Raw genomic sequence first — 3561 nt, forward strand, 5'->3', positions numbered from 1 at the left:
CAGCAGCGCCGCGGCGCGGCCGAGCGCCGCCCTGGCCTCGTCGGCGCGGTCGCGTACGCCCAGGACCGTGGCGGCGTAGGCGAGATGGCCGCGCTCGCAGGCCGCGTCGCCGCGCTCGTCGTCGGTGCCCGCACGGGCCTCGGCGTACCGCAGCGCGTCCTCGGCCTCGGCCCAGCCGGCGCCGGTGAACATGCAGCGCTCCACGAGGAGCGCCGCGCGGCGGAGTGCGGCGGTCGGGTGGGCCGCGGTGTGCGGCGCGAGCAGTGCGGCCGCGTCCTCCCAGCAGCCGCGGGACCGGAGCCGCCAGACCGCTCGGTCCAGTGGGTCGTCCCCCACCCCGTCCGCGGCCGGGCCTGCGGTCCTGGCCGCCGGCAGTCCCGTCACCGGTGCTCCCGGCACCGGCAGTCGTTCGACAGATCCTTCGGACCCGTCCGATTCGGCAGATTCCGGCATGGCGGTGTCCGCCACATTGCCCTCCCCGAGCGCACCTTTGAGCTGGACTGGAAGCAGTGGGCGAATCTCAGCACGGATTTCGGCGTGGGGCCAAGGGGTTGGGTGAATGATTTCACAATCTCCGGTGGGCCGTGTACGGACCGGAGTTGAGCCGCTAGGAGAGTCGAACGCGGCGCTCCGGTGCGGGTGTCCGACCGGGCGGTCTGTCGTCGGGCGCCCTGACCTGGCGCTTCGATCGCCGCCGCGAGGGAGACCGAAAGCCGCTCGAAGGGGTGACCCGGAGTCGCGCCCTCGGCCGTGCGCCGCGCGCGGTGCGCCGTACGCCCCGTGCTCCCGGCGGGCGGGCCCGGTGACGGAGGCGGCGGTGGACGCGTGGCGGGGTGAAGATCATCCTCCGCGCCGACCGCGTGGCCCTAGGGCGTGTCTTTTGGATCAGCCCGGATCAGGTCGCGGCGTCTGGTGCTGGGGGCACCTCCCGTGCCCGTTCAGGGCTACGGGGGAGCATCGCAAGGCGGAGCATTGCCCTCGTACCGGGTTGTACGTGGGCATTGCGACAACGCCGCGAGGTGCCGTGCCTGGGGGCACCTCCCAGCGGTAGCTGGGGGAGTCGCGGCCCCGGGATGATCCGAAAGACGCGCCCTACTCCCAGGGGATGTTCCGCCACGGGCTGGCCGGGTCGGTGGTGAGGATGCGGTGGCAGGTCGCCATCTCCTCGTACCACGTACCGAACTCCTCGTCGTCGAAGTGAAGGCAGCGGCCGAGGACGTACCCGGCGGCGAAGTCCTCCCACGACCGATAGGTGTTCCGCGCGGCGCGCCCGGCCCGGAGAACCGCTTGCTCGGCCTCCTCCAAGGTGCAGTAACGGGCGCCGAGCCCCCAGCGGGCCATGCCCGAAGCGCGTCCGTAGTCCCACGCCTCGACGGACCGCACGAACTTGTCCGCGCCGAGCACCCCGTCCGCGCGGAACCGCGCCTCGTACCGTGCGATGCGGCCGATGAGCCGCCGCATCCCGGCGACCTGGGAGGCGACCTCGGCGTCGCTGGGCGGCTCGCTCTTCGTCACGCCGTCGGGGGTGAGCCGTACTTCGGCGCCCTTCGCGGCGTTGTGGCGCAGCACGCGTTCGGCCACCTCGCGCCAGTGGTCCACGCTCACCGCGCCCGCGAAGTCCAGCGCGAGCGACCGCCGCACCGCGAGCGCGAACTCCCAGACCTCGCTCACCATGTCGGCCTGGAGCAGCCGGTTCTGGGTGCTGAGCCAGTCCTCGCGGCTGGTGACGCCCCACCATTCCTTGAGCCGGGCCTTCTCGTGGGTGTAGCCGCCGCCGTGGTACGCCATGGAGTTCCACAGCTCGCCGTTCTTGACGAACAGCAGGGCCCCGCACGCGAGACCGTGCGCCACCGGGCCGTGCAGCGGGCCGCCCACGTGCAGGGCGCGCAGCCGCATGTGTTCATGGCTGCAGCCGCAGGTGCCGGCGTCGGAGCCGTGCTGCCGCCAGACGGTCCGGTGCTCGGGGGAGGTCGGGAAGTACGCCTCGCACGGGCTGCCCGGGTTCACGGCGAGCCACGGCGGGTCGTGCGGCTCCCACTTGCGGGCGTACCAGTCCAGGGAGGCGGAGAAGAAGACCGGGTCCTCGACGGGCGCGGGCAGCATGCCGGCGGTGAAGACGGCCAGGCACGGGGTGCCGGTGCGCTGGTCCCAGTACGGCTGGAAGCGCACCGTGCCCGGGTGGGCGTCGGCCGCCGCGCGGGAGTCGGCGATGAAGAGCTCGGTGTGGCCCAGTACCTCGAAGTAGGCGGCCCAGTCCCCGCGCGTCTTCGCGTCGTACAGCCGCTGCTCGACCTCGCTCGGCGCCTGCCAGGCCGGGGCCGCCGGTTCCCGTTCCGCGGGGCCCGGCTCGGCGGCCGCCTCCGGCCCGTTCGTCATCGCCATGGGCAAAGCCTATCGAGCGGTGATCACCGGCGGTGCAGCGCCTGTCGCGCGGTGATCACATCGACGCGCGGAGCCCGGCCGGCGGTGCTCACGTCATCCGCAGGGCCAGGAAGAAGTCCAGCTTGTCCTCCAGGCGGGACAGGTCCCGACCGGTGAGCTGCTCGATGCGGCCGACGCGGTACCTCAGGGTGTTGACGTGCAGGTGCAGGCGGCCGGCGCAGCGGGTCCAGGAGCCGTCGCTGTCGAGGAACGCCTCCAGGGTGGGGATCAGCTCGGCGCGGTGCCGGCGGTCGTAGTCCCGCAGCGGGTCCAGGAGCCGGGCCGTGAAGGCGCGGCGCACGTCGTCGGGCACGAAGGGGAGCAGCAGGACGTGCGAGGCCAGCTCCTCGTGCCCTGCGGCGGCCACCGGGCCCGGCCGGGCCGCCGCGACCCGGCGGGCGTGCCGGGCCTCCTCCAGCGCGCCGCGCAGCCCCTCCGCCGAGTGGACGGCGGCGCTGACGCCGATGGTGAGCCGGCCGTCGTCGGACAGCCCGCGGGCCAGCGGCTCCTGGACCGCCCGGAGCAGTTCCTCGGCGTTCAGCCCCTCGGTCTTGGTGTCCGCGTCGTCCTCGTGCAGCGCGGGCAGCGGTACCAGCGCGACCGCCTCGTCCCCCGTGTGCGCCACGGCGATGCGGTCCGCCGGGTCGGGGCCCGCGCTGCCGGGGTCGACCAGGATCTCTTCGAGGAGGGTCTGCGCGACCGGGCCGCCGGGCAGGTCCCCGCCGTCCCACTCGACGCGCGCGACCACGACCTGCCAGTGCGGCGCCGTGCCCAGGCCCGGCAGCAGCACGGGCGCGGCGACCCGCAGCCGGGCGGCGATCTCCGCGGGCGGGGCACCGGTCTGTACGAGCTCCAGCACCTCCTGCGCGAGCCGTCGGCGCACCGTGCGGGCCGCGTCGCGCCGGTCCCGCTCCACGGCGATCAGCTGCGTGACGCCCTGCAGCAGGTCCAGCCGCTCCGCCGGCCAGTCACCGGCGTCCGCCTCGACGGCCAGCAGCCAGTCCGAGAGCACGGTCTCGCGCAGGTCGCGGCCGCCGCTGCGGATGGGGAAGAGGGAGTACGTCGCGTTGCCGAGCAGGACGCGGTGCGGGCTGCGCCGCCCGCTGCGCGCCGCCGCCAGGTGCTCGCCCGCCAGCCGGG

General features: G+C 74.5%; 2 protein-coding genes and 1 pseudogene. All 3 read right to left on the bottom strand.

The annotated features are described in order from the left end of the window. Window positions 1–468, bottom strand: a pseudogene (locus tag ABT381_RS35385) (hypothetical protein); the annotation flags it as partial. A 624-nt stretch (window positions 469–1092) separates the two neighbouring features. Next, window positions 1093–2382, bottom strand: coding sequence for a DUF1266 domain-containing protein (locus tag ABT381_RS35390; RefSeq protein ID WP_467754806.1), 1290 nt, complete (start codon window positions 2380–2382; stop codon window positions 1093–1095). An 88-nt stretch (window positions 2383–2470) separates the two neighbouring features. After that, the coding region (locus tag ABT381_RS35395; RefSeq protein ID WP_351602118.1) for a PucR family transcriptional regulator at window positions 2471–3561 on the bottom strand (1091 nt) is incomplete at its 5' end.

The organism is Streptomyces sp. NPDC000151 (assembly GCF_040301705.1).
GTDB lineage: Bacteria > Actinomycetota > Actinomycetes > Streptomycetales > Streptomycetaceae > Streptomyces.